The sequence below is a fragment of the Gimesia sp. genome, from assembly GCF_048260065.1.
GTDB lineage: Bacteria > Planctomycetota > Planctomycetia > Planctomycetales > Planctomycetaceae > Gimesia.
On record NZ_JBLXHC010000005.1, the window covers coordinates 163,727 to 188,755 of the forward strand.

The 25,029-nt window shown below is 50.4% G+C and carries 24 protein-coding genes; 19 read left to right on the plus strand and 5 right to left on the minus strand.

Going from position 1 to position 25,029, the window contains the following annotated elements; all coding sequences use genetic code 11:
• Nucleotides 1–75 precede the first annotated feature (75 nt).
• From nrfD to lptB, 13 genes are all read left to right on the plus strand, one after another.
• Nucleotides 76–1,470, plus strand: a complete 1,395-nt coding sequence (gene nrfD, locus ACN0YN_RS11290) for an NrfD/PsrC family molybdoenzyme membrane anchor subunit (protein ID WP_417385117.1) — start codon at nt 76–78, stop codon at nt 1,468–1,470.
• Between the two features lie 64 nt (nt 1,471–1,534).
• A complete protein-coding gene (locus ACN0YN_RS11295; protein WP_417385118.1) occupies nt 1,535–2,908 on the plus strand; it encodes a quinol:electron acceptor oxidoreductase subunit ActD in 1,374 nt (457 codons plus the stop codon).
• Nucleotides 2,909–2,968: 60 nt separating this feature from the next.
• On the plus strand, nt 2,969–4,210 hold the full coding sequence (locus ACN0YN_RS11300) for a quinol:cytochrome C oxidoreductase (protein WP_417385119.1): 1,242 nt from the start codon (nt 2,969–2,971) through the stop codon (nt 4,208–4,210).
• 50 nt (nt 4,211–4,260) lie between these two features.
• The gene (locus ACN0YN_RS11305; RefSeq protein ID WP_417385120.1) at nt 4,261–4,590 is read left to right on the plus strand and encodes a hypothetical protein; all 330 of its coding nucleotides are present in this window, start codon (nt 4,261–4,263) and stop codon (nt 4,588–4,590) included.
• Nucleotides 4,587–5,438 carry an SCO family protein gene (locus ACN0YN_RS11310; protein WP_417385121.1) on the plus strand — a complete coding sequence of 284 codons (852 nt, stop codon included), beginning with the start codon at nt 4,587–4,589 and terminating at the stop codon, nt 5,436–5,438. Before ACN0YN_RS11305 ends, ACN0YN_RS11310 begins: the two co-directional genes overlap by 4 nt.
• Nucleotides 5,439–5,533: 95 nt before the next feature.
• Nucleotides 5,534–6,538, plus strand: a complete 1,005-nt coding sequence (gene coxB / locus ACN0YN_RS11315; RefSeq protein WP_417385122.1) for a cytochrome c oxidase subunit II — start codon at nt 5,534–5,536, stop codon at nt 6,536–6,538.
• A gap of 111 nt (nt 6,539–6,649) precedes the next feature.
• Nucleotides 6,650–8,368 carry a cytochrome c oxidase subunit I gene (locus tag ACN0YN_RS11320; protein ID WP_417385123.1) on the plus strand — a complete coding sequence of 573 codons (1,719 nt, stop codon included), beginning with the start codon at nt 6,650–6,652 and terminating at the stop codon, nt 8,366–8,368.
• Entirely contained in the window at nt 8,368–9,450 is a 1,083-nt protein-coding gene (locus tag ACN0YN_RS11325) for a cytochrome c oxidase subunit 3 (RefSeq protein WP_417385124.1), read from the plus strand. Before ACN0YN_RS11320 ends, ACN0YN_RS11325 begins: the two co-directional genes overlap by 1 nt.
• An 89-nt stretch (nt 9,451–9,539) precedes the next feature.
• Nucleotides 9,540–10,097, plus strand: coding sequence for a cytochrome C oxidase subunit IV family protein (locus ACN0YN_RS11330; RefSeq protein WP_417385125.1), 558 nt, complete (start codon nt 9,540–9,542; stop codon nt 10,095–10,097).
• A gap of 130 nt (nt 10,098–10,227) precedes the next feature.
• Nucleotides 10,228–10,848, plus strand: a complete 621-nt coding sequence (locus tag ACN0YN_RS11335; RefSeq protein WP_417385127.1) for a cytochrome c oxidase subunit 3 — start codon at nt 10,228–10,230, stop codon at nt 10,846–10,848.
• Nucleotides 10,849–11,114: 266 nt separating this feature from the next.
• Nucleotides 11,115–12,821, plus strand: a complete 1,707-nt coding sequence (lepB, locus tag ACN0YN_RS11340; protein WP_417385128.1) for a signal peptidase I — start codon at nt 11,115–11,117, stop codon at nt 12,819–12,821.
• Between the two features lie 131 nt (nt 12,822–12,952).
• Entirely contained in the window at nt 12,953–14,815 is a 1,863-nt protein-coding gene (lepB, locus tag ACN0YN_RS11345; protein ID WP_417385129.1) for a signal peptidase I, read from the plus strand.
• A 117-nt stretch (nt 14,816–14,932) separates the two neighbouring features.
• Nucleotides 14,933–15,715 (plus strand): LPS export ABC transporter ATP-binding protein, encoded by a 783-nt coding sequence (gene lptB, locus ACN0YN_RS11350; RefSeq protein WP_417385130.1) that lies wholly within the window; start codon nt 14,933–14,935, stop codon nt 15,713–15,715.
• Nucleotides 15,716–15,718: 3 nt separating this feature from the next.
• On the opposite strand, the gene ACN0YN_RS11355 is transcribed toward lptB, so the two are convergent.
• The 5 genes from ACN0YN_RS11355 to ACN0YN_RS11375 all read right to left on the minus strand — a co-directional run bounded on the left by ACN0YN_RS11355 (nt 15,719) and on the right by ACN0YN_RS11375 (nt 19,947).
• Nucleotides 15,719–16,822: a hypothetical protein gene (locus ACN0YN_RS11355; RefSeq protein WP_417385131.1), complete on the minus strand. Its 1,104-nt coding sequence runs from the start codon at nt 16,820–16,822 to the stop codon at nt 15,719–15,721.
• Between the two features lie 199 nt (nt 16,823–17,021).
• Nucleotides 17,022–17,228 (minus strand): hypothetical protein, encoded by a 207-nt coding sequence (locus ACN0YN_RS11360; protein WP_145232004.1) that lies wholly within the window; start codon nt 17,226–17,228, stop codon nt 17,022–17,024.
• A 69-nt stretch (nt 17,229–17,297) separates the two neighbouring features.
• Nucleotides 17,298–18,185, minus strand: a complete 888-nt coding sequence (locus ACN0YN_RS11365; protein WP_417385132.1) for a DUF6677 family protein — start codon at nt 18,183–18,185, stop codon at nt 17,298–17,300.
• 263 nt (nt 18,186–18,448) lie between these two features.
• Nucleotides 18,449–19,231 carry an SDR family NAD(P)-dependent oxidoreductase gene (locus ACN0YN_RS11370; protein WP_417385133.1) on the minus strand — a complete coding sequence of 261 codons (783 nt, stop codon included), beginning with the start codon at nt 19,229–19,231 and terminating at the stop codon, nt 18,449–18,451.
• A 383-nt stretch (nt 19,232–19,614) separates the two neighbouring features.
• Complete coding sequence (locus ACN0YN_RS11375; protein ID WP_417385134.1) at nt 19,615–19,947, minus strand: HesB/IscA family protein; 333 nt, start codon at nt 19,945–19,947, stop codon at nt 19,615–19,617.
• Between the two features lie 432 nt (nt 19,948–20,379).
• Between ACN0YN_RS11375 and ACN0YN_RS11380 the strand changes: the two genes are divergently transcribed.
• The 6 genes from ACN0YN_RS11380 to ACN0YN_RS11405 all read left to right on the plus strand — a co-directional run bounded on the left by ACN0YN_RS11380 (nt 20,380) and on the right by ACN0YN_RS11405 (nt 25,019).
• Complete coding sequence (locus ACN0YN_RS11380; protein WP_417385135.1) at nt 20,380–21,408, plus strand: 3'-5' exoribonuclease YhaM family protein; 1,029 nt, start codon at nt 20,380–20,382, stop codon at nt 21,406–21,408.
• Nucleotides 21,409–21,456: 48 nt separating this feature from the next.
• The gene (dapF, locus tag ACN0YN_RS11385) at nt 21,457–22,296 is read left to right on the plus strand and encodes a diaminopimelate epimerase (RefSeq protein ID WP_417385136.1); all 840 of its coding nucleotides are present in this window, start codon (nt 21,457–21,459) and stop codon (nt 22,294–22,296) included.
• 96 nt (nt 22,297–22,392) lie between these two features.
• Nucleotides 22,393–22,884 (plus strand): DUF2752 domain-containing protein, encoded by a 492-nt coding sequence (locus tag ACN0YN_RS11390; protein WP_417385137.1) that lies wholly within the window; start codon nt 22,393–22,395, stop codon nt 22,882–22,884.
• Nucleotides 22,885–22,981: 97 nt separating this feature from the next.
• Nucleotides 22,982–23,674 (plus strand): hypothetical protein, encoded by a 693-nt coding sequence (locus ACN0YN_RS11395; protein ID WP_417385138.1) that lies wholly within the window; start codon nt 22,982–22,984, stop codon nt 23,672–23,674.
• Nucleotides 23,675–23,819: 145 nt separating this feature from the next.
• The gene (locus tag ACN0YN_RS11400; RefSeq protein WP_417385139.1) at nt 23,820–24,515 is read left to right on the plus strand and encodes a hypothetical protein; all 696 of its coding nucleotides are present in this window, start codon (nt 23,820–23,822) and stop codon (nt 24,513–24,515) included.
• Between the two features lie 156 nt (nt 24,516–24,671).
• Complete coding sequence (locus tag ACN0YN_RS11405) at nt 24,672–25,019, plus strand: amidohydrolase (RefSeq protein ID WP_417385141.1); 348 nt, start codon at nt 24,672–24,674, stop codon at nt 25,017–25,019.
• Nucleotides 25,020–25,029 lie beyond the last annotated feature (10 nt).

Consider the following 25,029-nt stretch of genomic DNA (forward strand, 5'->3'; position numbering starts at 1 on the left):
GCAGGTAGTTCCTGCAAAAGTGTGAGTGAGATTAACTAATCCGTTTGAATTTATTGAGCAAAGATATCAAAAGCCATGGCTTCAGTAACAGCAGAGCCAATTGACACAATCACCGAAGTTCCCGGTAAGCGAACTCCGCTCGTGACTGGTGCACACGACTATGGGACCGTCACCGAAGCTGTCTGCCGACTGGCTGAGTGTAAGACTCCCAAAGCGTGGTACATTGCACTCGGGTTTTCCGCTTCACTGATGGGAATGTTGTTCGGTCTGGTTGGTTATTTAATTATCACCGGTGTTGGTGTCTGGGGTAACCGGAGCCCGGTATTCTGGGGCTGGCCGATCGTGAACTTCGTGTTCTGGGTCGGTATCGGTCACGCCGGTACTTTGATTTCCGCGATTCTGTTCCTGTTCCGTCAGGACTGGCGTACGGGGATTAACCGTGCTGCGGAAGCGATGACCATCTTTGCTGTGGTCTGTGCCGGTCTGTTTCCGGGGATTCACATTGGTCGTGTCTGGCTGGCTTACTGGCTGTTCCCGATTCCCAACCAGATGGCGATGTGGCCGAACTTCCGCAGCCCGCTGCTGTGGGACGTGTTCGCTGTTTCCACATACGCAACCGTTTCTCTTTTGTTCTGGTACATGGGGATGATCCCCGACCTGGCGACTCTGCGAGACCGGGCCACCGGAAAAATTCAGCAGTTTGCCTACGGCCTGTTTTCACTGGGCTGGAACGGTTCTTCCCGCCACTGGCATCGTTATGAACGTGCTTACCTGCTGCTGGCTGCTCTGGCAGCACCTCTGGTTTTGAGTGTGCATACGATCGTGAGTTTTGACTTTGCCGTTTCCCAGCTGCCTGGCTGGCATACAACGATCTTCCCGCCTTACTTCGTCGCGGGTGCGGTTTTCAGTGGTTTCGCCATGGTGCTGACCCTGATGATTCCCGTGCGTTCCATTTGTGGCATCAAAGATCTGCTGACCGACCGCCACCTGGAAAACATGACCAAGGTGATTATCGCGACCGGATCGATGGTGGGTTATGCCTATGCTATGGAATTCTTTATCGCCTGGTATGGCGGTAACCGCTATGAAACATTTGCCTTTATCAACCGTGCCTTCGGCCCGTATGCGTGGGCTTACTGGATCATGGTGACCTGTAACGTGATCAGTCCGCAGTTGTTCTGGATCAAGAAAATCCGGACCACTCCCTGGATGATTTTTGTAGTTTGTATTTTCGTCAATATCGGTATGTGGTTTGAGCGATTCGTGATTACCGTGACTTCGCTGAGCCGTGACTTCCTGCCTTCCAGCTGGGGTTACTTCAAACCAACCATCGTTGACGTGTTAATGTTGATCGGCAGTTTCGGTCTGTTTATGACATTGTTCCTGCTCTTCTGCAAATTCATGCCGATGGTAGCGATGGCCGAAGTCAAGAGTGTGATGCCTCAGCCTCATGGTCATGACGATCATTGAGATGATAAAGCTGTTTCGTCAGTGTCAGGTACGACTTAACTCATTTGTTTGAATAAAAAATATTATGGCGACCACAATCGAACATTCAGAAAAAACAAAAGCAGAACCCCAGTTACTCGGGTTACTTGCCGAGTTCGATGATCCTCATGCATTGATCGAAGCATCAAAGAAAGTCCGCGATGCCGGTTACAGCAAGTGGGATACTCACACTCCCTTTCCGATTCACGGAATTGATGAGGCGATGGGCATTAAGATGACAATTCTGCCCTGGATCGTGGCCTGCTGCGGCCTGACAGGCGGAACCATCGCCATCGGTATGCAGTACTGGATGAACGCCGTCGATTACCCGTTCCTGATCAGTGGTAAGCCACTCTTCAGTATTCCTGCCTGTATCCCGATTACCTTCGAGCTTTCCGTTCTGCTGTCTGCCTTCGGTGCTTTCCTGGGGATGCTGGGATTGAACCAGCTGCCAAAATTATACAATCCGATGTTCAAATCGCAGGCGTTTCGCCGTGTGACGAACGACCGGTTCTTTATCAGTATGGATGCGAAGGACGCCAAGTTCTCTGAAATCGATACTGGTGAATTTCTGAAGTCACTGAATCCGCTGCAGGTGGAAGAGTTCTGGTCAGACGTGGAATCACCCAAGTTGCCACGACCGCTGGTACTCGCTTTGAGCCTGATTGGCGTACTGTTAATCATGCCTCCTGCACTGGTCGCGTACAAACGGTCGACAACAACAAATACGCCACGAATCCATATTGTTCCCGATATGGACTTCCAGCCTAAGCTGAAAACTCAGAACACCACAAACATCTTCAGTGATGGTCGTGAAGTACGTCCGCATATCGAGGGAACCATTCCCCGCGGTCAGTTCAAAGACGATAATATTCCGTTCTACTATGGTCTGAAAGTACTGCCGGAAGATCAGGATGTCATCGCGATTAACCTGCAGGATGAACAGAAACCTGCCGGCGAAAAGCCCGCTGATGCCAAACCTGCCGCTGGTGCAGCCGCTGCAGCTCCAACTGAAGATCAGAAGCTGGCACAGCTCCCCTGGGTCACGGAATTCCCCATGCCGGTCACAGATAAAATGATGGCCCGTGGTAAAGAACGATATAAGATTTACTGTTCTGTCTGTCATGGACTGAGCGGCGAAGGCGACGGTCTGGTCTCACTGCGTGCGATGGAACTGCAGCAGGGAACCTGGATCCGACCCGCTTCTTATTATACTGACAATGTCCGCAATCAACCGGTGGGCCGACTGTTCCATACGATCAGCAACGGCGTTCGCAAGATGCCCGGTTATTCAGCTCAGATTCCTCCGGAAGACCGCTGGGCCATTGTCCTGTATCTGAGAGCACTGCAGAAGAGTCATCACACGGATGCAAAAGATCTCAGCAAAGAAGAAATGGAAAAGCTGCGAAGCACAAAATAAGTAAGTCGTTATTAGACACAACTTGTTGAATTTAATCTCGTTGTAAAAACAAGAAACGTTATGCAAACTTCACCTGATACTGACAAGAAGATTCCCGTTCAAACCCTGGCAGACCTGGGTCCCCTCCCCATGAAAGTGGCGCTGGGCTGTTCCGCCCTGCTGCCAGTCTCTTTCCTGCTGGGAATGGTATTCACCAACGGGTGGGATCTGTTTGCTTTCTCATACCTGCAGAGTACGTTTTTCTGCCTGAGCATTTCACTGGGCGCTTTGTTCTTCGTGATGATTCAGCAGCTCACACGTGCCGGCTGGAGTGTGGTCTTACGACGTCTGTCTGAGTTCATCTCCATGGGTGTGATTCCCCTGTCCGTACTGGTACTGCCGATCGTCCTCTTTACCCTGATGGGAAATGATACACTGTATCACTGGGCAAACAGCGAGACTGTTGCCAATGATCATCTGCTGCATGCAAAATCACCTTATCTGAATACCGGTTTCTTTGCACTGCGTTACCTGATTTACTTTGGTTCCTGGATCTTCCTGGCCCGCTACTTCCTGGGGAAATCAGTTGCCCAGGATGAAACCGGCGATCCCGAGCTGACACTGCTTATGGAACGTCGCAGCGGACCTGCGCTTCTGCTGTATGCTTTCACGCTGACTTTTGCTGCCATCGACTTCATCATGTCTCTGGACGCACACTGGTTCAGTACGATTTTCGGCGTCTATTACTTTGCCGCTGGTCTGGTAGGCTTCTTCAGCTTCCTGGCGATCAGCCTGGTCTTTCTTCGCAGCAAAGGGTTGCTGCAGGAACCGGTTACCGTCGAACATCTGCATGATGTCGGTAAACTGCTGTTTGCTTTCAACTGCTTCTGGGCCTATATCGCGATTTCACAATACCTGTTGATCTGGTACGCGAACATTCCGGAAGAAACCAGCTGGTTTCTGCCACGTCAGGAACAGGGCTGGGGTGTGGTCTCATTGATTCTGGTGATCGGACACTTCGCCATTCCTTTTGTATTCTTCATGTCACGCTGGATGAAGCGAAATCCGAAAACGCTCTGTTTCTGGGCCGTTTACCTGCTGATTATGAACTGGGTTGATATTTTCTGGCTCGTCATGCCGAACATCGCTTTTGACGATGTCAAGTCAGCAGTGACATTCCCTATGATCCTGATTAACGTATGTTGTACAATTGGGGTCGGTGGTCTGTTCGTGGCAGGCATACTGAAGTTCGCCGGCGAAAAATCGGTCATGCCGGTTCGCGATCCACGCCTGGAAGAGTCACTGAAGTTTCACAATATTTAATTTCCGTCTGATTGAATTGATCAGCGCCTTTTAGAATAAGAGAATGAACTATGTCGGGGCATAAAGCAGCCTATGATGATCTCGATACCACGATGATTGCTTTTGTCGGTGTTGTGGGAACCATCATTACTTTCTTCCTTGTGTTCGCGATTGCCGCTTTGAGTAACAAGTTTGAGAACAAGCAGACTGAAATCAAAGTGATCGAAGTTCCCGAGGTGAATTCCGACAGTATTCTGGCGAATCAGGCGGCCACGTTAACGGAATACCGCTGGATTGATCAGGATAAAAATATCGTAGCAGTGCCCATTGACCGGGCGATGGAAATTGTGGTTCAGGAAGAACAGGAAAAACAGAAACAGGCTAAAACCAAGAAACCATGAAACCGTTTGTATCTTCCATTCTGGCTCTTCTCTGCTGGGTAAACTGTGTCATCCCGGTGCAGGCAGATCGTATGGAAAAAGCTCCCAAGGATATTGAAAATCTGGATGTGCTCGAACATCTGGATTCAAAATTACCTCTGGATCTGGAATTTCAGGATACGACCGGAAAACAGGTGAAGCTGGGTGATTATTTTAAAAAGGATCGCCCCGTTATTCTGTCGCTGAATTATTCGAACTGTCCGATGTTGTGCTCATTACAACTCACAGCACTGGTCAGGGGTTTGAAAGAACTGGAGTGGTCCGCTGGTGATCAATATGATTTTGTCTCGGTCAGTATTGATCCCAAAGAGACTTATCAGCGGGCGAATTTAACAAAACAGAAGTACTACAAGGAATACGATCGTGCAGGCACAGCCGGTGGCTGGCATTTTCTGTGCGGTCAGCAGACGTCGATTACAAAATTAGCGGAGGCGATGGGAGTTCAATATAATTATGTCGAAGAGCGAAAAGAGTACGCTCATCCGGCTGTATTACTGATCTGCACTCCCGATGGTCGCATTTCCCGTTATCTGTATGGCATCGGCTTTCCCGAACAGACTTTGAAATTAGCGTTGGTGGAAGCATCGGAAGGAAAGATCGGTTCGACCATCGATCGAATTTTACTGTTCTGTTTTCACTATGATGCAGACAAAGGTCGGTATGCTCCGACCGCACGGAATATTATGAAAATTGGTGGGTTTGCAACCGTCTTTGTCCTGACTGTGGTTTTGATTCCCTATTGGCGGGGACGCAAAGGCAGAGTGGAAATTACAACCGGGCAGACTCATGAAGTGACTGGAAGCTCCTGAACCGTTTCAGGTCTCTCCAGAGGATTTGTGTTTTAATCAGATTTGGTTAATACCTTAAATATTTTAACACTCAACAGTTGAATGTGTGAATGCAGATGAAACTATTCATCCCTGAATTATTAGCGAATACGGTAGCCGGTTTCTGGTTTCCGACTCAAGGTTCCACGGTAGCGGAGAGTGTAGACTCTGTCTACTTCTTCATTCTGTGGGTCTGTACGTTTTTCTTCGTACTGATCGTCGGATTGATGCTGCTTTTTATGGTGAAATACCGTCATCGACCAGGTGTCGAAGCAGAAAAGACCGCTACACATAACCTGACTCTGGAATTGTCCTGGTCGGTGATTCCAACACTGCTGACCATTGTCATGTTCTGGATAGGCTTCACCTCTTACCTGGATATGCGAACGCCTCCGGCTGCGTCTTACCAGATTGATGTGGTCGCCAAAAAATGGGTCTGGGCTTTCAAATATCCTAATGGCTGGATCGAAAGCGAACTGCATATCCCCATGGATGAGAATGTGACTCTCACGATGTCTTCGGACGATGTGATTCACAGTCTGTGGATTCCAGCATTCCGTACTAAAATGGATGTGGTGCCCGGTCGTTATACGCAGGAATGGTTTAAAGCCATCGCTCCTCCGCCACCCGAAGGGGAAGAATCAGTTGAGTATCCCCTGGAATACCCTTTGATGTGTTCTGAATACTGTGGTACCAAACACTCGGAAATGGTCACCAAGGTCGTCGTGCATGAAACCCGAGGCGATTTTGATAAATGGCTGCAGAACGCCGCGGATATTCATAAGAACAAAACACCGATCGAGGCCGGGGAATACTTTTATAAGAGCCGTGGCTGCATCCTGTGTCACTCGATTGATGGTTCCATTATCAAAGGCCCTTCCTTCAAAGGATTGTTTGGCAGCGAACGCACATTTACTGATGGTACAACCGCTATTGCAAATCATGACTACATTAGTCAGTCGATTCTGGAGCCGCAGGCAAAAATAGTTGCCAATTTTCCTCCTGTCATGCCGACCTTTAAAGGGCAGCTGACAGACCAGGATATTAATGCGATTATCAGATTCATCGAAGCCCAGAAGTAGTGGTGCTGGTGAATTGATTTTAGAGATAAAATAAAAGTGAGAATCTGTTTCTCAATTGTGTTTCAGGATTTTAAATCCGACCTTATTTGAAATTATTCAGGAGGCTGGAAGATGGCAACAGTAGTTGACTCCTCCAATCCAAAATCAGATTTCCCGATTCAATACCGCGAATTGAATTATTTGAATTGTTCCAAAGGCTGGAAGAGCTGGTTTTTCACCCTCGATCACAAACGCATCGGCATCATGTATCTGATCGGTGTGACCGTCGCCTTCTTTCTGGGGGGGCTGTTCGCCGTTCTGTTGAGAACCGAACTGCTGAGACCGACACAACTGCTGTTTGGACCTGATACCTACAATCAGATGTTTACCCTGCACGGTGCCATCATGACCTTCCTGGTGATCATTCCCGGGGTGCCCGCGGCGATTGGAAATATTATTCTTCCCGTCATGCTGGGGGCGAAAGATGTTGCATTCCCCCGTATGAACCTGGGCAGTTTCTACCTCTGGATGGCCGGTGCCGCCTTCTTCCTGGCTGCTCTGGCACTGGGAGGACTGGATACCGGCTGGACCTTCTATACACCTTACAGTGTGACGACCGGGACTGCAGTGCGGACCGCGCTGCTGGGGGTCTTTATTCTGGGCTTCAGTTCGATTTTTACCGGGCTGAATTTCATCGTGACCATTCACACCATGCGGCCGCCGGGAATGACCTGGTTCAAGATGCCTCTGTTTTTGTGGGCTCTGTATGCAACCGCATTGATTCAGGTTCTGGCGACTCCCGTCCTGGGGATTACCGGCCTGTTGCTGATTGTGGAAAAAACATTCGAAATCGGGATCTTCGATCCCCGCCTGGGTGGTGACCCGGTTCTGTTCCAGCACTTCTTCTGGTTCTATTCACACCCTGCCGTTTATGTGATGATTCTGCCGGCAATGGGTGTCATCAGCGAAGTCATCGCTGTTCACAGCCGCAAGCACATTTTCGGATACCGTTTCATTGCTTACAGTAGTATCGCGATTGCCGTCTTCGGCTTCCTGGTCTGGGGACACCACATGTTTGTGTCCGGTCAGTCGAAAGTGGTTGCCGTCGTGTTCTCGGCGATTACCTTCAGTGTGTCGATCCCGTCGGCGATTAAAGTCTTTAACTGGCTGACGACCATGTATAAAGGTTCGATCCGCTTTACAACCGCGATGTGTTACGCTCTGGCGTTCCTGTTTATCTTTTCGATCGGTGGTCTGACCGGATTGTTCCTGGCGACGCTGGCAACCGACATCCATCTGCATGATACCTACTTCGTGGTCGCCCACTTCCACTATGTGATGATGGGATCGTCACTGGTCGGACTGTTCGCCGCCGTCCATCACTGGTGGCCTAAAATGACCGGTAAGATGTTCAGCGAATTCTGGGGACGAATCGCCTGCCTGGGTGTGTTCCTTGGGTTCAACCTGACCTTCTTCCCACAGTTTCTGCTGGGAACACGCGGAATGCCTCGACGGTATTATACGTATCTACCGGAATTTCAGAATCTGCATGTCATGTCAACCTGTGGGGCCTATCTGCTGGGATTGAGTTCAGCATTGATGGCTGCCACATTGATTTACTCGGTGTACCGTGGCAAACTGGCTCCCGCCAATCCCTGGGGAGGTGCTTCCCTGGAATGGCAGTGTTCTTCACCACCACCACATAACAACTTCGATCATCCTCCTCTGGCCGGCGATCCGTACGTGATGGAATCCGTCGTTTACAATGAGGAAATCGGAGGTTACGTTCCCGTTGAATGTCAAGGGGCTAACAAGGGCTCTGTGACCGCATCAGGAGATAATGAAGCTTAATGAATACCGCGGCCACCACTACCACAGACGAGCACGCTGACAGCCACGATCATGAACATCATGATCCCCGGCTGGCGCATCACTTCGATTCTCATCAGCAGCAGTTTGATACCGGCAAACTGGGTATCTGGATCTTCCTGGTTACCGAAGTCCTGTTCTTCAGCGGCCTGTTCGGCTTTTACGCTGTTTATCGTTCATTGCACCCCGAGGTGTTCCTGTACGCCAGCCAGTTTCTGGATACAACATTAGGGGCAGCAAATACCGTGGTCCTGCTGTTCAGCAGTCTGACGATGGCCTGGGGAGTACGCTGTGCCCAGCTGGGGCAGTCGCGAGGTCTCCTGGTCTGTCTGGTGACAACGCTGGCCTGTGCTGCGATCTTCCTGGGTGTGAAATCGTTTGAGTACACCGAGAAAGCACACCACCATCTATTACCAGGGCGTGCATACCAGAGCCCGGAACATCACGATGCAGCCGCACACGCTACTGCAGCAGATGGCGAAACAGCCGCAGCCGCTAAAGAAGCGGAAGCCGCTGAAGCTTCCGTTCATGGTGAGCACGGTGATGAATCGCTGTTCGAAAAAACCAAGCACACACTCTCTTATATGACAACAGTTCTCTGGGGAGTGATTGTTCTTTCCGGGATCGCGTTCGGCCTGCTCTTCAAGAATCCCAATAAAAAGACACTGGCTACGATTGCCGGTTGTTTTCTGGTTTCAGCAATCGGGATGCAGCTGGGGGCCTTTTCCAGTATTGCCTATCATCAACTGGGGCATGCTGAAAAACCAACGAATGAAGAGATTGAGTTAGCGGAAACCGTGCCTGCCGAATATGCGAAGCAGAAAGAAAAAATTCCGGAACCGATGCTGGCACGAACGTTCTTCGGCGTTTACTTCTGTATGACCGGAGTGCACGCTATCCATATTATCGGCGGTATGATCGCCATCAGCTGGCTGATCGTCAGAACCGTGCATGGCGCGTTTACAACCTATTACTTTGGCGCGGTTGATTTTGTCGGGCTTTACTGGCACCTGGTCGACCTGATCTGGATTTACCTGTTCCCACTGTTATACCTGATCAATTAGCGTCTGTAGAATTCAAAACTTAAACCAACATTTGTGAGAGGCCATTCGCTTCTCAGCAGTTTTCAGATAAAGAGACGAAAGTATTCATCATGTCAGATCATGTTGAAAGTGATGCCCACGCAGAAAATACACAAAGCTGCCACGTGCATATCGTACCAGTCAAAGTGCTGGTAGGCGTGTTTCTTGCTTTGGTCGTTCTAACGGTGATTACCGTTGAGGCTGCCAAGTTTGACACGGGGAGTCTGGACGTGATCGTCTCAATGGCCATTGCGACCGTAAAGGCTTCACTGGTCGTCTTTATCTTCATGCATCTCTGGTATGACAAACCATTGAACAAGCTGGCATTCTTCTTCTCAATCATTTTTGCCGCCTTTTTTCTCTGCATGATTCTGCTGGATTCGCATGCCTACGATGACTACGTTAAAGGTTACACAGAGGATAAAACTCCTGAATTCCTGGTGAAAGAACCGGAAGCAGCTGCTCCTGCAGCAGCACCAGCCGCAGCGACGGACGCGAAACCGGCAGCCGATACGAAGGCTGTCCCCGCTGAAAAACCAGCGGATGAGAAGAAGCCGGCTGCCTCAGAAAAACCGGAAACAGACAAAAAGACCACGCCAGAAACGACCGACAAAACCGATTCGAAGTAATCTCAGCGACTTTCGTGGATCGCTTCTCGAAAGACGATGATCCGGCAGCGGGTCAGATCGAAGTATGTCATCAGCGTTTCTGCTTGTTGATCAAAAGCAGGTGAGCATGCCAGCCGACCGGAGTCAGAGATTGAGAGATCGTCTCGTGCTGTTGTTCACATCACGAGACAGGCTCAGTCAGCGGGATTTCGGACTGGCGATTTTTCTGTTCAGCATTGCCGTCCTGTTTATCGGCGGACTGCTGTCTTATGTCATCGTCCGCTCCAATCTGGCGCAGCAGCATGAACCGGTGAAACTGGTCATTCCCCCCGCACTCTGGCTGAGTACGGTCCTGTTGGTTCTGGGAAGTATTTCGATTCACCGTGCTGTCTATTATGTCAGACACGAAAAACAGCAGCAGTTTCGTAATTGCCTGAACCTGACTTTTCTGCTGGGCGGCGCTTTCTTTATCATCCAGACGATCGGGTTGTCGCACCTCTTACAACAGCATTCGGATATCTTACTGAGCCTCAAAGAAACGAAAAATGCTGCGAATTATCCGAGCAGTTATGGCGTGCTGTTTACCTTTGTTTTAGTGCATGCCTTCCACTTTTTCGTCGCCTTCGGATTTCTGGGCTTCGTGATATATAAAGCCTATCTCTATCTGTATGATCATGAATACAACTGGGGCGTCCATGCCTGTGCTGTTGTCTGGCACTTCCTGGGAATCATCTGGATCTGCATGCTGCTGCTGTTTTATCTGGTTGGGTAAAACGTCTCCTGTTGAGGCAGCATGACTCTGATTCGATAAACGTTTCTCAGTTCATCCTCAAGTTGCAGCTCGAATATGGAACAGAATCTAAGTTACCTCAATACAATGTCTTAAGACTTCTCTACTGATTATTACCGCTGATCAACGGGGGAGTGGGTGAACCGCTATTTCCTCAGCCCTGCTGGTTTTACTAAAATAGACGACCAGTCGTAATTCCACCTGGAAGCCGGATTCCGGTTCTATCGTTTCTTTTGTTGTCTGTCGCGATGCACCATACTTCCCGTCAACTCGAAATTCAAACTGAAGAGTTGCCGCAGCGTTCGAGCCTGTTTCGGCTGGTGCTGGAGTCCGTGGCTTCACTGGCGATTGCCGTCATTCTCTTCCGAACCTTTGCGGCGGAAGGCTATATGATTTCGACTGGTTCCATGGCGCCCTCTCTGCTGGGATATCATAAGCAGGTCACCTGTCCCCGCTGTCACTATTCGTTTACTTATGGGGTGGCCTATGATGATTCCGTCACTCCCAGCCGGGTACAGGTCCCGGCGTCTGAAGAGGAGTCGTTCAATCAGACCGGGCAGTATGCCACCTGTCCCAACTGCGATACCAATTCCATCGATCTGTCCCAGGTCCCCCGCAATGAAGGTGACCAGTTACTGGTGTTTAAACACGCCTACTATCTCAAATCTCCCGCGCGCTGGGATGTGGCGGTATTTCAAAATCCGATCAAACCAACCCAGGCGTATGTCAAACGGGTCGTCGGTTTACCTGGCGAAGCGGTACAGGTCAAAGAGGGAGACTTATATATCAACGGAGAAATCCAGCGCAAAGATTTGAAAACACAACGTGCCGTTCGACTGCTGGTACACGATCACCAGTTTCAGCCTTCGGAAGATGACTTCTTTCAACCCCGGTTTTCCGTTGTGGATTCAGATGAAGCGCAGGAGCAGAATCAACCGGCTCCGCCTGCCTGGAAGGAACAGTCCGACGGGTTTCTGTTTACCTCAGACGGCAAAGATGCAGACACGTGGTCATGGGTCAGGTATCAGCACTGGGTGAGGCAGGGGGGACATCATCTGACAGAAGTTCCGCTGGAGAAATGGCCGGAAGAAATCGAGAAGCCCGAACCGGTGCTGGCTGCCATTCAGTATGACGAACTGAAACAACTGCTCTCCTGTAAAGGAGCGATGTCGGCAGAAGACTGTCATCGACTGCTGAACCAGACCGAAGATGATGCCTTTCGCTATGCCGTCGCGCTGTTGTATGAAAAATCACATGTGGCCCCCGTGCTGGATCGGTATGCCTATAACTCGGGAGTTGAAAATCAGACTGCGATTCCCGTGCATGATTTTCTGTTTGAGTGTGATCTGCAGGTGAAGTCGCCGGAAGGGGAACTGGCGATTGAACTCTTCGACGGTCAGCACCACTTTCGAAATGTCATTGATTTCAAACAACGTCAGGTCAATCTGTTTATCGACGATCGCAAGCAACCGATTCGTACCGGTCCCTTACGCAGTGACTTTCAATCTCAGCCCGTGAAACTGGAAATGTCGGTGATGGACCGCCAGACTCTGTTTGCCATTAATGGGGAACTGCCTTACCAGCCTCTGCTCTTCAGTAAGATTTCAGAGCCGCGTTTGGAGATACGGACTCCCCTGCAGTTTGGTGCCCGAGGCGGAACATTTAAACTGACCGGCCTGAAACTGTTTCGCGATATCCACTATACCCGAGGCAAAGCCCTGCATGGGGTCGATGAACCTTACCAGCTGGATGAGGATAGCTACTTCATGCTGGGCGATAACAGCCCTGTATCGCTCGACAGTCGCAGCTGGGCGGACGGGAAAGTGAATCAGAAATATCTGCTGGGTAAGCCGTTTCTCGTGCATTTACCATCGCGTCAGGGAGAGGTCAAAATAGGTGATCATATAGGTCACATCCGCATTCCAGATTTCACCCGAATTCGCTATATTCACTAATAGAAACGCAATTTTTTCAGATTAATCAGAAAAACAGTTCATAAATCAGAGCCCGCAGCGAATCATGAGAGCTGACATGCAGATTTGATTCAGATGTGGCCGGGCATTTTAGATTTGACAGGTTGTCAGTAATGACCAAAAAAATTGAAAAAGCAAAACTGAAAAAAGCTCCGAATGAGCAGGTAGAGAAAGACAATGCAGAACCGGTGCAGGGAAAAAGTCGCCACAATGAGATGCGCGATACGATTGAATCGATCATCATTGCTCTGGTCTTTGCGTTTGTGTTCCGCGCCTATTCAGCCGAAGCATTTGTGATTCCCACAGGTTCGATGGCTCCCACATTGTATGGTCGTCATAAAGAACTGAACTGCGCCGAGTGTGGCGTGAAGTATGCCGTGGGAGCCAGCGACGAACTGGTTGAAAAGACGGATTACTATGTTCCCGATAATAAAGTCACCGGTGCGTTCTGTCCGAACTGTCGTTATTACACAAACCTGCAGGACGCCATGCCTTTCACCGGGGATCGCATCATCGTCAATAAATTTCCCTTTGATTACGGAGACCCTGGTCGCTGGGATGTGATTGTTTTCAAATATCCCGAAGCCGCTCAGACGAATTATATCAAACGACTGGTTGGGCTGCCGGGTGAAGAAATTCAGATTTCCCGCGGGGATGTCTACGCTCGTAAAAATGAAAAAGATCCGTTTCAGATTCTTCGCAAAGACAATTTAAACAAACAGCTGACGGTGCAGCAGCTCGTTTACGATGATGACTACCCGCCTCGCGAAATTCTGGAGTACGGCTGGCCTGAGCGCTGGTCTCCCATGCAGCAGGTCAAACCGGTTGAGACACGCTATGAAAATCTCAAGGAGTCTGTCTGGGAACTGGATCGTGAAGCACGCGCTTATCAGTTCAAAGGCACAGCAGCCAAAGCTGACAAGCTGGAATGGCTCCGCTATCAGCATATCGTACCCCGTCAGTCGGAGTGGGAATTACTGCAGGAAAATCCAGAGCTGTTCACGCAGACGATGCTCTCTTCACCCCCGCAGTCACGACTGATCAGCGATTACACCGCGTATAATAATTATTCAGGCGGGTCTTCTTCCGGGGCCTTTGCGTACGATGCGGCGTTCTGGGTCGGCGATCTGACACTCAGCTTTGATGTCGAGATCCAGTCGGAAGCAGGTGAGTTTCTGGTAGAGCTGATGCGCGGCGACCGACATTACCGGGTCCGCTTTGATGTAAAAACAGGTCAGGCCAGACTCTATTATGTAGAAGACTTCCCCAACCCCGAGCCAGTCGAAACCGAACTGACTTCTGTTGAGACGGCGCTCAAAGGGAAGGGAGGCTATTCCGTCATGTTTGCGAATGTGGACCAGCGGCTCTGTCTGTGGGTGAACGGTTCTGCCGTCGACCTGGGAACCGCGACGGAATATCAGCCACCCGTGTCGCCGGCACCCCGCGATGGAGATCTGGCGCCGGCGGGAGTAACGGGGGTCGGAATCGATTTCACCCTTTCACATCTGATGCTGCAGCGTGACATTTATTATCGCGCCGATGAGTATTATCAGAATCAGGAATACTCCGGCGACCGCAGGCACTTATGGGAGTTACTGTGGGATCCTGCTGCCTGGAGTCGTCAGTACGAAGATCATCGTCAGCAGGTCCGGTTTGATAAAATGTCCGACGACGAGTTTTTTGTGCTGGGTGATAACTCCGCCCGCAGTGCCGACAGTCGGCTCTGGGGGAATTCGCGTCAGGCAGAACATCGGCACGCCGTTCCCCGTTCTGCCCTGGTTGGAAAAGCCTTCATGATCTACTGGCCTCATGGAATTCCGTTTATGAATGATGGACATGGTTACTCGCCCAGTGCCGGCCCGTTCAAACGGTTTTTCTATCATCAGACGCGCCCCGGCGTCTATCCGGATGACCCGTATGCCAAGCTTTCCGTCCCCTTTTATCCTAATTTTTCCCGGATGAAACGCATTCGGTAAGCTCATATCGCGCTTTCCCTATGGGTGGAAAATCGATATTCAGCCGATTGGCATAATTTAGTAGAATCGTCACCCTTGTGAGTTTCGATTGCGGTTTCGTCAAGGAGGACGAGTACGATGGCATTACTGGAATGTGTGGGTCTGGTGAAAGATTATCCCGGCAAACGAGCCGTGGATGGTGTCGACTTCTACGTGGAGCGCGGCGAGATCGTCGGGCTGCTCGGACCGAACGGTGCCGGCAAAACCACCACCTTCCGCATGTCCTGTGGGATGGTTGCTCCGACGAAAGGCCGCGTTTATCTCGAAGGGACCGACGTAACAAGCTGGCCCATGTATAAACGGGCCCGGCAAGGCATGGGCTACCTGCCTCAGGATGAAAGCGTCTTCGTCAAGCTTTCGATTGAGCAGAACATCTACGCCATTCTCGAATTCCTGGATGTAACCCGCAAACAGAGACACGAAACAGTCGACCGGCTGCTGGATCAGTTTGGTCTGACGGCGAAGCGGAAACAGATTGCTTCCACCCTTTCCGGGGGGGAACGACGACGTCTGGAAATTGCCCGCTGCCTGGCCAGTTCTCCCGAGCTGATTCTGCTCGATGAACCGTTTACCGGGATCGACCCGGTGACGATCCACGATATTCAGGATATCATTGCCGACCTGCGTGATGATGGCATTTCCATTCTGCTGACCGACCACCGGGAACGGGAAACGCTGACGATTACCGACCGCAGTTATATCATCTCTGCCGGTCAGGTGCTGGTCAGTGGAGACGCGGAAACCGTGCTCAGTGACGCTTCAGCGCAGGCGCTTTACTTTGGGAAACGGTTCGACAAAGGTTCGATCATCGAAGGGCGCGAAGCCTTTGGTACGCGTGGTGCTGAACGCGAAGCCGCGTAAGGCTTACGCTTCGCTTCGGTAACGACCAGGCTGCCATCTCAAAGCCGCACGACCGATGCACATGGAATCGGTCAGGCGATCCATGCAGATGCCTGCTGCGGGCAGCAGAATCAGGTCTCCCGGATTCACAGGGGCATGATCGTTATTCTCCACCACTTCATCCAGTCGCGCCAGAATCGTGGGGATGGTTGATGAGATCGAATTCCCATAGTTCGGCAGATTGTTGAGGAAGTCGGCGGCGATGGGAACCTGCTTCGCAGCTGCGATCATGGCCTTCAACAGTTTACCGCTGGGCTGATGCGGGGCAATCAGAATGCGATCCGTCGTACCGGAGACTTCCTGATAAGATTTCAGGCAGGCTTCGAGCATCAGATCGACGCCGTTTAGAAATACCGACTCGCCATCCATGTGCATCACGAGTTTGTGTTCCGGCTGTCCCCGGAAGTCGTACATGTCTCCCTGTTCGGTCCAGAACAGAGGCACATCCGGTTTGCGGCGTTCTTCGGGAATATATTCGGTTGATGTTTCGACATGCAGCAGTGAATGCCCGGGGCCACGCCACAATGTGGTACCTGTCGCTCCGGCAGAGACGATGCCGCAGAATGCCTTGTCTGAAGAATCGTGCCAGTGTTCGGGAGTCTCGACAGTCAGCAGGGGAATATGCACGCCGGCCGGCTGATCCTGCAGCAGTTGGGATGCCCGGTTCAGCAGTTCGACAAATCCAACACAACCATAGTTTAACGCGATGAATCGATCGGCGGGGACACCCAGTTTTTCGGAGAGCTGATCGCACAACTGGCGGGCAGACTGGTTGCGGGTATGCGAATGGCACAGCAGAATGGCCGGGCAGTCTGCCCAGTCAAAGCCAACGGTCAGTTGCAGTTTTTCTGCGATCGCGGTGGCGATATCGAGTGGTGAAAGATCCGGCTGCAGCAGGCGGCGTGTTTCGATGCCCGTAGAGCGACTGATTGCTTTCACGCTGGAAAAACCGGCGCTGAAACCCTGGTGAGAGAGTGTATAAACACTTTCATTATCTAATAGTTCAAACAGATCTGTGTGATCTGCCAGATCTACGATTTCTGTCAGTGCAAATCCATTAGTCTGCATAAAATTATCCCAACCTCGCAATTGCAGAAAGGGAATCCATAACCCCGCAATCGTCTGAGTATGTGCTACATTTGCCTAAAGTGCAATTGAATATAAATAAATGAGGATGTTTTTTTAGCAAGTCAAAAAGTTTCTGCTGCAAACTTTAGCATGGCGGGAACCGGAAGAGAACCGGTGCAGAAAACTGGTGCCTGCCTGTTCACAAATTCCATGAAAGCAAAGCCAGTAAAGTCATCAATGCTCCCATGATAATCACAGATGTGAAAAAAAACCTGATCGAACGCTGAATGATGATTTGTGGTATCTCATACCGCGTGGCGTTATAGACCAGACTGATCACTGCCAGCAGCGGAATCAGATACACGACCGCATTAACCTGATTAGCAAAAAGTAGTGATACGGTCATTTCTTGTTACACCTATTATTATACTAACGGGAAACGCGTCATCCAGGCGGTTTGGCGGGCCTTACCGGCTCAGGATTTGACTGGTTCCGGCTGTTTGTCATCCGGTTTCATCTCTTCGTCATCACCTCTGCCGTACGCAGGGCCTTCAAAGGCATCCCAGATCACCAGCAGGTTTAACAGGCCGGCAATCCAGGTGAATACGACAGCAAATTCATAACGTTTCCCTAATTTCTTATTGATATCATCCAGTTCATGGTCGGTTAACGGCATCTCAAACCAGTTCAGAAACGAACGGGGAATCGAGCCTTCGATGTGGCCTGTATCAGTACGTCTGCCGTTAACTTCACGCACGACTGCACATTCGAGAGGTCGGTTCTGATCGCCTCCCAGAGGTAATCCAATCCCCACAGGATCTGCGAGATGCAGCGTCTCAATCGGTTTGTTGTCCAGGGTTCCTTCGAAGGTTCCTGAGACTTCAGGTCCGAATTCACCGGGAATGGTTTTCAGTTTGATGTAACCGTCCAGTTTGCCGTTGATGTTATTGCCATCATCGCCACGATCGAGCAGGGTTCCCTGGAAGGGGGCTTCCAGAGGAAGTTCCATGCGATAGGGGTGCGATTCAAAAAAACTGTCATCCACGCCCTGCCGTGCAACATTATTGGGGGAGGCCATTTTGTTGTAACGTCGTGTCTGGATTAGTGCAGGAAGAGCCGGCAGACCTACGCCAACCTGCGCGAAGTAGCCCAGGTTTCGTTTTCCCTCACGCGATTGATAATACACGGTTTTCCAGTCACCCAGAGCCATGCCGCAGAAAAAGGTGCTCAGAATACAGAAGCAGTAGATGGCCGCTTTGAATGTTCTTCCCTGGTAGAAGTGTCCTGCACCTGGAATGAGGAATGCCAGAATCGCGGCAACCGCCGGATTTCTTAATTCGATTTTATTCTGACTCTCAGTCATTTCCGGATCCTCAGGAACTCCTTGGCTGGTCTACGTATCTGTGATGTTCGCATTTCAGGGGCTGATCTTAGTGATTAACCGAGAAAATCAGAAGCGTAGACCATTATTATAAGCAGACACACAATTTTGTGGCGGTGTCCTGATAGTGTATCTGATGGGGAATAAAAGGACTAGACCAACCTGAAGTCTTTATGAAATCAGGGGTTGAGAGATTCTACCCCTGACGGAAATCAGGTTGGTTTGCGTGTCCTCATCAGTTCGTTTTACTGTCCCCCCTCGGAACGCTTTGACCACCAGGGGAGGCTGATTCCACCATCGATGGTCGAGGTGCCGCCTGTCATGTAATCCGCATCAGGGCTGGACAGGAACGTGACCAGTTTGCCGACTTCGTTAGGCATGCCCAGACGCTTCCAGGGGATATTTTCCGCACCGGCCTGCAATTGCTCATCGGTGAAGAATTTACGTTCACCGGGAGTGTCAATCCAGCCGGGATGCACGGTGTTGACGCGAATCTTATGGGGGGCAAATTCGATGGCAGCAGTTCGCGACATATGATCGATGGCAGCTTTGGCCATGTTGTATGCTGCTGAGGTCGGAATGGCGATGACCGCGTGAGGCGAGCTGATGACTACGATCGAACCACCCTTGCCCTGTTTTACCATCTGGCCGGCTGCGGCCCGCACACCGAAGAAAGCACCCCACATGGTAACATCGATGGTCCGTCGAAAACCTTCCATGTCCGCTTCCAGGATCAGTTCCCGATCACTGTAGGCAGAGTTGGAAACAAACAGATCCAGGCTGCCAAATTCTTCAGCGACCTTCGCGACTGCGGCTTCGACCGATTCCTGGTCGGAAACATCGGCCTGAATCGTGATGGCCTTGACGCCGTACGAGCGAGCTTCTTCAGCCGCTTCTTCTGCTTCCTCAGGATGGCTGCGGTAGTTGATGGCAACGTTGGCCCCTGCTTTGGCCATCTCCATTGCACAACCTCGTCCGATTCCCCGGGAAGCCCCTGTTACGAGCGCATTTCGCCCTTCCAGTTTCATGGTTTTATTTCCTTAGTCTGTTGTTCCAATAATGATAATTTGAATTGCACTTCAGAGACGATTCCTGCTGTAGAAACAACTTCGCTGCCTGAATTCTCTTCTGGAAGTGGCCAGTATGACGGAGTGCTTGTCTGAATCATTCACTCCGGATGCATCCAGAGTGAACAGGGCATGAGGTTCGTTGACGACTGAAAAACGAGTTCATTCCCTGTGGACGGTCTCTCCGGAAACCGGACTCTGAGCAAGAGGTTCCGATCACTTATTACTGTAAACAAGTGCGGCCTTAAAACAAAGAAAACCGAGGAGCATTCTCTGCTCCTCGGTAAAATCTTTCCATGTCTCAATCAATCGCAAATCTGTGTTGCAGAGGGGGATGAACCCGCTCAGGCAGAGAAACTGCTGCCGCAACCACAGGATTTAACGGCGTTGGGGTTATCGAAAGTGAACCCGCGTTTTTCGAGACTTTCGTAGTAGTCCAGGGTCGTACCGTCCAGATAGAGATCGCTCTTCTTATCGACGACTACTTTGATTCCGTGTTGCTCAGACATATTGTCTTTTTCTGCATCAACATCATCAACAAAGCGGAAATCATATTGGAATCCACTGCAACCACCAGAAACGATTCCGATTCTCAAGTGTGAACCCTCGGCGACGTTCTGGTCTTCCATATACCGCTTCAGTTCTTTGGAAGCATTTTCAGTAATTGTGACAGCCATGGAAATGTGTCTCCAGTTTTAAAAATATAGTTGGTAACCAAACCTTTGAATATTTTGATATCGGCGAAAACAGGTCCCGAGTCTCAAAAATGCTCCAGAAATCAGCGAGCCTCTGCACCATTCTTTCGCTGCTGGTATTATAGCAGGAACCAGATTTTTTCCGAGATGCATTTTGGGCTGGAGCGTATTGAATCTTACGCTTTCTTGTAAGTAACGGCATTATACCACTTTATTCTACTGTAAATCCAGCCGTTCCAGTTGGAATTTCCCTTAATCCAGGGGATAACAGGCAGACATTTTCTGAAACATTAAATGGACTGCTTTGTCCTGATTTCCGCAGGCTGGTGAACAGACTGTTTTGCACTCGCTGGCGTTCGACCCTAAAATAAAGTTTGCTCTTATTTTCGGACTCAACTTCCAAGGGACTTCTGCATGAATCAATCGCGCCAATTAATGCTGTTGAGTGAAATGGAACCTGGTCAGTTTGCTGACAGTTTCGTATTACTGGTTTCCCGCGAACGTGCGACAACCCGCGACGGGAAGCCATACTTTCGCGTGCAGTTTCGCGATCATGCACTCACGGCGACCGCCATGGTCTGGAGCGACACCCCCTGGTTTGACGACTGCGAATCCAACTGGGCCGAGGGAGAGTTTTATAAAGTTCGTGCCCGTTATGATGAAAGCAAATACGGCCCTCAGCTGGATATTGATCGGATTCGTCCGATCAATGAAGATGATGCTGCAGACGGCTTTGATCCGGGTCTGTACTTTTCGCGCTCCCGCTTTTCGAGCGAAGAGATGTTCGCAGAGTTGACGGCAATTGCCCGCGAGCAGATTACCGAGCTCCCGCTGCAGAAACTGGTCCTGGACATTCTGGAGCAGTATCAAGATCAGATCAAAACGATCGCCGCCGCCAGCAAAAATCACCATGCGTTCACCGGTGGTTATCTGGAACATGTGTTGTCCATGACGAAAACGGCATGTTTTCTGGCGGACAAGTATCAGGCCTATTATCAGCAGATGCAGCCCCCCCTGAATAAATCACTGGTCGTGGCCGGTGCAATTCTGCACGATATCGGTAAACTGACGGAACTGGAATATCGACCTCACGGGTCCCGTTATACTGCTGCGGGACGTCTGATCGGTCATATTCTGCTGGGCCGGGATCTGGTTCGCGAACATGCGACTCAGATCGAGGGTCTTAACCCTGAGACCCTGCTGCGACTGGAACATATGATTGTATCGCATCAGAATTTGCCGGAGTGGGGCTCGCCGATTGCGCCGCATACACCGGAAGCATTACTGGTGCACTATGCAGACGACATCGACGCCAAATTTCATATGATGGCGACGACACTGGAAAATATCCTGCCTGGAAACGAAGATGAATTCTCGGGGCGCGACAATGCACTCCGTCGCAGTATCTTTCTGGGGCTGAAGACTCCGGAATCAACTGACTAACGAAAACCGAGACTGACTGAATCCCAATTTGAGAATAGAAGATCGACGATGAAATTTACGAAAATGCATGGTGCCGGCAACGATTATGTTTACGTCAACTGTTTTGAAGAGACGTTGCCAAACGATATCGCCAGCCTGGCCATCGCGGTCAGTGATCGCCATACCGGTATCGGCTCCGATGGACTGATTCTGATCTGCCCTTCCGAGAAAGCAGACGCACAGATGCGGATGTTCAACGCAGACGGAAGCGAGTCGGAAATGTGCGGGAACGGCGTGCGCTGTGTTGCCAAGTATGTCTACGATCATGGCATCTCAAAACAGCAGACCTTGAAGATCGAAACTGGCGCGGGGGTTTTGAGTCTCGACCTGGAACTCGCAGGATCAAAGGTCAGCCAGGTTCGCGTGAATATGGGGAAACCAATTCTGACCAGCGCGGAGATCCCGACGTTACTGCCCGGCGATCCTCCGGTCAACGCACCTCTGGAAGTGGGGGGACAGACTCTGGAAGTGACCTGTGTCTCCATGGGGAACCCGCACTGCATCACTTTCGTCGACGAATTGAATGATCACTGGGTGCACGGGATCGGACCCCAGGTGGAAGTACATCCCATGTTCCCCAGAAGGGTGAACGCGGAGTTCATAGAAGTCGTTTCACCAGCCGAGCTCAAGATGCGTGTCTGGGAGCGGGGTTCAGGAGAAACGCAGGCGTGTGGCACAGGGGCCTGTGCTTCTGCCGTCGCGGGAGTGCTCACCGGTCGATCAGAAAGAAATGTGCTTATCCACTTGCCAGGCGGCGATTTACGTCTGGAGTGGGCCGACAACGATGAAGTGTTTATGACAGGTCCTGCCGTCGAAGTTTACCAGGGACTCTGGAGCGGACCGCAGTAGAACAGGTGAGAAACTGTTGCGAAAGACTTATTTCTCGAAATGGTCTTGCAGTAAAATAATAGAACTGATAAACATCGGCTTCTCTCATTTCTCAATATGAATTCCAATTTAAAACCTACGGCCAAATCGACAGACAGTTCATTCCTGTCAGCATTCCGTAATCTGCATCCGGGGACTCCCATCGGATGGAAAATACGATTGCTGCTGATCGGCTGGAGTCTGTTTCTGATCGCAGGTTTTGGAGTGGCCATTCAGATTACACCGGATTCACGTGGATTTGGTACACATCAAAAACTTGGTTTTGCACCCTGTGTTATAAAAACTCGATTCTCCATTCCCTGTCCCAGTTGTGGGATGACAACTTCCTTTTCACATTTTGTTCGAGGTCAGATCCGTCAGTCTGCCCAGGCCAATACATCCGGTCTGATTCTGGCAGTCGTCTGCCTGGTAATGATTCCCTGGTCCTGGATCAGTGTCTATTACAGGCGATACTGGCTGGTCTCCCAACCTGAAACCTGTCTGCTCTGGCTGATCTGTAGTCTGGTATCGATTACTGTCATCGAGTGGGCATTTCGACTGAACTTTTAAAATAAGATCTCACTGGATTCCCGGCGAGATTTCCTTTCCCTTCAAAAATATCCAATCTCGAAAACTCTCTGCGGTTCAAGCCAAGGATGGCTGAAAGATGCGAAATATTATGACGAACGATCACAAACACTGGTTCCACCAGCGGTGCTGCGCCGTCGTATTACTACTGCTGGTTTCGGTAAGTATCAGCGGCTGCTCGCTGTATGTGATGGCGGGCAAAATGTTTTTTGGTGACCCGCTGTTAACCTGTGAATTCACCAAGCAGACGAAAATCGACCTGATCGAAGATCAGAAAAAAGTCCTGGTGGTCTGCTCGACACCGGAATCGATTCGCTCCGATTATCCCTCGTTGAATTACGATCTGCTGGAGCAGGTCACGTACCGACTGCGACGCGAAAATATCAAAGTCATGGATACCGGAGAAGTCGCCACCTGGCTGGATGATAACGGCGGTGTCTGGAACGATGTCGATGAGCTCGCGGAAAACTTTGATGTCGACTATGTCATCCATGTCGACATTGACGAATTCGATTACCGCGAACCAAACAGCCCCAATCTGTTAAGAGGCAAGGCCTTCGGACATATCTCGGCCTATCAGGTTCAGGACATTGATGGAATCAAACGGGCACTGGAGATCTTTGATGTGGAATACACGTCAGAGTACCCCAGCCATATGCCGGTATCGATTGAACAGGAATCGGCAACCGTCTTCAGGAAAAAATATCTGGATCGGATTGCTGACCAGATTGGTCGCTTCTTCTATAACTATCATGCAGGCGATCCGATCTGATCGCAGGATGAAATGACCAGAAACCAGAACACATCACAATTAACCAGAGCGTCTGTCAATTTAATAAACTCAGGTCCCAATAGACCTGGAGACGCTACAGTAAAACTGGAAACAGTCTAATTTCGGAGTTGTGAAGGATCACACGATGACAATTTTTTCATATCAACAATCTGTAGTGAAACAGTTTTTTCAGACCATCACAAAGCTGGCGCTGGTCTGTGTACTCTGCACGTCACTGACAGGCTGTAATTATTTTATTCTCCTCGGCTATCTGATTGGCGGTCCTCCTTCCATCGAGCCTGACTTTGATGTTCAGACACAGAAGTCGTTGACGGATAAAGATGTGACGGTTGCCATTGTCTGTTATGCACCTCTGGAACTGCAGTATAACTTTGACGGGATCCACAACGATCTGGCGAAGTACACCACGTTCCGCCTGCACAGTCACGGCGTCAAAGTGGTGAATCCCGATCGGATTCGTGCCTGGCTGGATGAGAACCCGGACTGGGACAAACCCGAAGAAATCGGCGAAGCTTTCGACGTGACGTATGTCATTCATGTCGAGCTGCATAAATACAGCCTGTATGAAGAAAACAGTTCCGACCTCTACCGCGGGCGTGCGGAAGGGATGGTCACCGTTTATGAAATGGATGACGCTGGTGAAGGCGAAAAACTTTACAGCAAAGAAATCACCTCCTTCTATCCTCTGCGGGCACCACGGGCGACTTCGGAGATTACCTTCTCCAAGTTCAAGAAAGAATATCTCTCGCGCTTAAGTGACGAAATTGGTCGACTGTTCTACGAGTATTACAACGGCGACGATTTTACCCAGGCAATTTAATTGGAAGCCACTCGAAGCTGGCACTTTCATTCCCGACTCTTGCAACAGATTCCACGAACCGTTAATTTTCAAGGCGTAGCGCACGGAAACACTTTATGGTGAGTTGTTCTCCGTGCCAGGGAAAATCGCGGTTGGGTATCAGGGTAGAGATGCGAGATGTCTTTAAGTAAAGAGCAGGCCGTCGAACGCAGCCAGGTTATTCTGTCGCATGCCTGGATGGTGCGGACGTTTGTCAAGCACAGTGAAGAAGTGGAAGACTTTCCGGAATTGAGCCACATTGTCCGGGCCGTATTCGATGCATGTCGTGCATTGGAAACGCGCGTGGATGATCCCGATGCTTACCTGAAGATGCTGCGAAAAAAAATCAGCAAGCTCCGCAAAGCCACCGATCAGTTTGCCATCGATGCACCGGAGGCGTCACTGCATACCAACTTCGAGCAGGCCGTCATCTCGATGAAAGCCTGCACGAAAGAACTGGAAGCGCTGCTCGAACAGGTAGAGTAAACAGAAGTCG